This is a genomic window from Terrisporobacter muris (genome assembly GCF_024621905.1).
In the GTDB taxonomy this organism is placed as follows: domain Bacteria; phylum Bacillota; class Clostridia; order Peptostreptococcales; family Peptostreptococcaceae; genus Terrisporobacter; species Terrisporobacter muris.
Window position 1 is genome coordinate 1 of the sequence record NZ_JANKBY010000295.1, and the last position, 4,750, is coordinate 4,750.

A 4,750-nucleotide genomic window follows, 5' to 3' on the forward strand; every position below is an offset into this window, starting at 1 on the left:
CCGATCTAATACATTCTTTCTCATTTTCCCTATTGTAAACTATAGTTAAATAGTTACCTTCGGGCAATACTTTTATACTTTCATCAACTTTTATATTTTTATTTTCTTCAATTCCATTAAATACATATTTAACTTCTGTATCTCCACTAGAATTAATATTATATATAATTCCTCTTTGTACAGATATTTTTATATTTTTCTCTAGTACTAATTTTTCTAAATCAGAATAATAAAGTAATTCTTTTAAGCTACCTGCTTCTTTACATGGTAGGACAATTATATAACGAGGTTTAAAAAAACTAATTGATATTTCATTTTCATGCAATATTTCCTTTGATGAATTTATACTTTCCTTTAGCATGTCAATTTTTTCAATTACCTGGTTCATTTTATTTATCTTTTCTTTAGCTTCACATCTTTTTATTTCTAAAAATTCAAGCAACTTATCAGTATTACATTCTCGAAAAATTTCTTGAAGTTCCTTTATACTAGTTTCTAATGATCTACAACCTTTTATAATATCTATATATACAAACTGATCTATAGAATAATATCTATATCCTGTAGTTTCATCGATATACTTCGGTATAAGAATTCCCATTTTATGATAATATCTTAAAGCTTTTATTGTAATTTCTTTAATTTTAGAAACTTCTCCTATGGAGAATAGTTTTTCCATTTTATCACCATCTTTTTTATTTTTTGTTGACTCTACTCTTAGGGGAGAGATTATTATCATTATACAGTATTTGTTGTATAAATATAAATCAAATTAAATGAAAGGATATTTTATGAATATGAACAAGGTAATTTACAGAGATATAATGAAATCAGATTATGAGACTATTAAAGAATTGATTGGAGAAGCATTTGGATTTTCTGATTTTATTAAAGACAAGCAACTACTAGATATTGTATTAAGTGGGTATCTTCAAGACTGCATTTTAGATACTTCATTTAGTAAAGTTGCCACAAAAGATGATAAAGTAATTGGTTTTATTTTGGGAAATGCTAAAAATGATAAAAATCGTATAATCAATCTTAATGAGTCTTTAGAGTTTGACAATAATACAATTGAATTAATAATGAATAATGCAGAAAATCAAATTTTATTTAAAGAGTTCTTAAAAATTCCAGATGCATATAAAGATATAATAAAAGGAAAAGAAGATATGTTCCAAGGATGTATACAGTTATTTGTTGTATCTAAAGAGTCTAGAGGACTTGGTGTTGGAAAAACTTTAGTTAAATACTTATCTGATTATATGAAAAGTATGGATGTAAAATCTTTATATTTATTTACAGATAGCAGATGCAACTATGGATTTTATGATAGTCAAAATTTCAATAAATTAAATGAAAAAGAAATATATTTTAATTATGTAGATGCTAAATTAAATGTATTTTTATATGGATATAATTTTCAATAAATTTATTAGTTTTATATTAAGAGCCGTATCACTTAATTGTGATACGGTTTTACAATTAATCTATATATTCTTGTTATAAATTTACCTATATATGATGGTTTTTATATATGCAAAAAGTTGAGAAAAGAATTAGACATAACTATTATTGTAGTTACAAGTAGCAAAAGTGATATTGATGAATTAGAAATTATGAATTTAGGTGCAGATGATTTTATTACTAAACTATTTAATCCAAGGATACTTTTTGCACATATTTCTTCTGTATTAAGAAGGTGTTATGGAAATAGCAACTCTCTTATAATAAGTCATAATGGTGCTGTTTTAGATGTTTTAAGGGGGCATGTGTCTCATGATGGTAAAAGCATTGAGCTTACTAAAACTGAGCTTGGCATTTTAAAGCTATTAATTGAAAATAGTGGAAATATAATTCCTAGAAATGCAATACTAAGTTCTTTGTGGGAAATGTCAGAGTTTGTAGAAGACAATACATTAACAGTTAATGTTAATAGACTCAGAAAAAATTATATAGCATTTTACTTGAAAATTATTTAATCACTAGAAGAGGAATAGGGTATATGGTATGACAATATTAAAATGCATAAAAGATAAGTCTATTAGTATTCTCATATTGTTACTTACACTGATTACTACGTTTATGTTTATATTTTTAGTTGAAATAAATATAAACTATATAATTTTCACTGAAATGATATTTTTATTCAACTTTATATTGATATTAGTAATAGATTTTATAAGAAGAAAAAAATTTTACAATGATTTTATTGATACATTCAGTGAATTAGATGAAAAATCTTATATTACAGAAATAATAGAAATCCCAAACTTTATAGAAGGTCAAATACTGTACCAATCTCTAAAGGTTGAAAGTAAATATATAAATGATATAACATCTGGATACAATAATAAATTTAAAGAATATCGACAATATATAGAAACATGGGTACATGAAATTAAAACGCCTATTTCTACATCTAAGCTTTTGATTGAAAATAATAAAAACATTACTACCTTAAGTATAGAAGAGGAAATTGATAAAATAGATGATTATATAGAGCAAGTATTTTATGTTACAAAGAGTGATACAGTAGAGAAGGATTATCATAAAAAAAATTATATCTTAAATACATTATAACTAATACTATTAAAAATAAATCAAAAGAAATTATTAATATTGGTATGAAGACTATGCTACATGATTTAGATTTTTATATTTTATCAGATTCCAAATGGATAGAGTTTATCATCTGTCAAATTATAAGTAACTCTATTAAATATAGGATTAATAAACCTACAATAGAATTTTACAGTGAAGAGATTAATAATAAAATATGTCTTTATATAAAAGATAATGGTATAGGTATTCCAAAAGAAGATATATCTAGAGTATTTGAAAAAGGATTCGCCGGTGTTAATGGCAGGATAAAATCTACTTCTACGGGAATAGGTTTATATCTATGTAAAAAATTATGTAATAAGTTGGAAGTTGATATTGATATTTCAAGTGAGTTTGAAAAATGCACAACTGTTAAATTGACGTTTATTAAGGATATATAATAGCCTTTTTTTATTGCAAATAATTTTCTATTTGAAACCTTTACTACTTTGATTAATTGTTCATAATATTACAAAGATGTTATATTTCTGTTATATAAATTTGTAGATAGCCTATTTGTATGAATGGTATCATTGATATAAATAAAAAGAGGTAATTATTATGAATAAAATATTAAGAGTCAAAAATACTATAGAAATAAAGGAAGCCTTACTAAGGCTGTTGATAATATAAGTTTTGATGTTGAAAAGGGAGAATATATTGGAATTATGGGAGCTTCGGGTAGTGGTAAAACTACTCTTTTAAACTGTATTTCTACTATAGATAGCATCACTGCTGGAAACATTCATATTTCTGGTCAAGATATTACCAAAATGAGTGAAGATGAATTATCTAAGTTTCGTAGGGAGCAACTTGGATTCATATTTCAGGATTTCAATTTACTAGATACGCTTACTGCTCGTGATAATATTGCATTAGCCCTTGCAATTACAGGTGAATCGCCAAAGAAAATAGATTCTAAAATAAATAAAATTTCAGAAAAACTAGGAATTAGAGAGATACTTAATAAGTATCCTTATGAAATATCTGGTGGACAAAAACAAAGAATAGCATGTGCAAGAGCGATAATTACAAATCCTTCATTAATATTAGCAGATGAACCTACTGGTGCATTAGACTCTAAATCTGCAAGGATATTTTTAGAAAATCTTGAATTATTAAATGAAGAATTAAAAGCAACTATATTAATGGTAACACACGGTGCCTTTACTGCTAGTTACTGCAAAAGAATATTATTTATAAAGGACGGAAAAATATTCAATGAACTAGTTCGTGGAGATTATACTCGTAAAGAATTCTTCGACAAAATAATTAGTATAATCTCACTTCTTGGAGGTGACAATCAACATGTTTTCTAGAATAATTCATAAAAAAAGTATGTTTCTCACATTTCATGAGAGTCTTTTAAGCAACTTACAAGAAATAATGCAAAGAAAAGTATTAATGATTATGCTGTTTACTTTATTACACTAGCATTTGGTGTGGTACTTTTATATTCATTTAATGCCTTAGATGATACTTTGTCACTACTAAATGGAAATAGAATTTTGGATTCAAGTATCTATATGTCGAGAATCATTTTAACAACGTTCTCTATAGTAATATGTATTATATTTGGATTTCTAATAGCATATTCTAATAACTTTATCATGAAGAAGCGAAAAAAATAGTTCAGTATTTATATAACTCTTGGCATGGATAAAAGAGATATAAATAAATTAATGTTTAGGGAAACTGTAGTCATAGGCTTATTATCTTCTCAGGGACTCTGTATGATTGCAACTAAAATGTTAACAATTAGTTCTTTAGATTTTAAATTTTCATTTGTATCTACGATAAAAACAATAGTATTTTTCGCACTAGTACTATTAATAGTTAACCATTTCAACAAAAAATATGCTTAAGTATAATTTAATACATTTAATAAATTCAGATAAAAAAATGAGTCTTCTAATTCACCATGAAAAGCTTCTAATTTAATATTTTTTACTTTGTCTATAATATGTACCATAGCATCCTATATAGTATTCTTCTCTACTGATCCACGTACCTCACTTGGATATATAATGGTGTTTACTACTTGTATAATTCTACTTATTATTGGTACTTATTTATTCTTTCTCTCAGTATCTGACTTCATTATAATATCTTTAAAAAAGGTTAAAAAAATATACTATAATAATTT

Annotated in this window: 6 protein-coding genes; 5 read left to right on the forward strand and 1 reads right to left on the reverse strand. The window is 25.1% G+C overall.

The annotated features are described in order from the left end of the window. Positions 1 to 679, reverse strand: a 679-nt coding sequence (locus NSA58_RS16400) for a MerR family transcriptional regulator (RefSeq protein ID WP_257560693.1), incomplete at its 3' end; no start/stop codon positions are given. A 118-nt stretch (positions 680 to 797) separates the two neighbouring features. On the opposite strand from NSA58_RS16400, the gene NSA58_RS16405 reads away from it, so the two are divergent. The 5 genes from NSA58_RS16405 (at position 798) to NSA58_RS16425 (ending at position 3,923) form a co-directional block, all read left to right on the forward strand. Continuing rightward, positions 798 to 1,430 (forward strand): GNAT family N-acetyltransferase, encoded by a 633-nt coding sequence (locus tag NSA58_RS16405; protein WP_074080126.1) that lies wholly within the window; start codon positions 798 to 800, stop codon positions 1,428 to 1,430. Between the two features lie 66 nt (positions 1,431 to 1,496). Continuing rightward, a complete protein-coding gene (locus tag NSA58_RS16410; protein WP_330652594.1) occupies positions 1,497 to 1,982 on the forward strand; it encodes a response regulator transcription factor in 486 nt (161 codons plus the stop codon). A 28-nt stretch (positions 1,983 to 2,010) separates the two neighbouring features. Continuing rightward, positions 2,011 to 2,583 (forward strand): hypothetical protein, encoded by a 573-nt coding sequence (locus NSA58_RS16415; RefSeq protein WP_257560694.1) that lies wholly within the window; start codon positions 2,011 to 2,013, stop codon positions 2,581 to 2,583. A 53-nt stretch (positions 2,584 to 2,636) separates the two neighbouring features. Next, a complete protein-coding gene (locus NSA58_RS16420; RefSeq protein ID WP_257560695.1) occupies positions 2,637 to 3,005 on the forward strand; it encodes an ATP-binding protein in 369 nt (122 codons plus the stop codon). A gap of 267 nt (positions 3,006 to 3,272) precedes the next feature. Continuing rightward, positions 3,273 to 3,923 carry an ABC transporter ATP-binding protein gene (locus NSA58_RS16425; RefSeq protein ID WP_277613758.1) on the forward strand — a complete coding sequence of 217 codons (651 nt, stop codon included), beginning with the start codon at positions 3,273 to 3,275 and terminating at the stop codon, positions 3,921 to 3,923. The last annotated feature ends 827 nt before the right edge of the window (positions 3,924 to 4,750 follow it).

Bases quoted from the DNA above. Each gene is read 5' to 3' on its own strand.
- NSA58_RS16405 (WP_074080126.1), top strand. From the start codon at position 798: ATGAACAAGGTAATTTACAGAGATATAATGAAATCAGATTATGAGACT.
- NSA58_RS16420 (WP_257560695.1), top strand. From the start codon at position 2,637: ATGCTACATGATTTAGATTTTTATATTTTATCAGATTCCAAATGGATA.
- NSA58_RS16415 (WP_257560694.1), top strand. From the start codon at position 2,011: ATGACAATATTAAAATGCATAAAAGATAAGTCTATTAGTATTCTCATA.
- NSA58_RS16425 (WP_277613758.1), top strand. From the start codon at position 3,273: ATGGGAGCTTCGGGTAGTGGTAAAACTACTCTTTTAAACTGTATTTCT.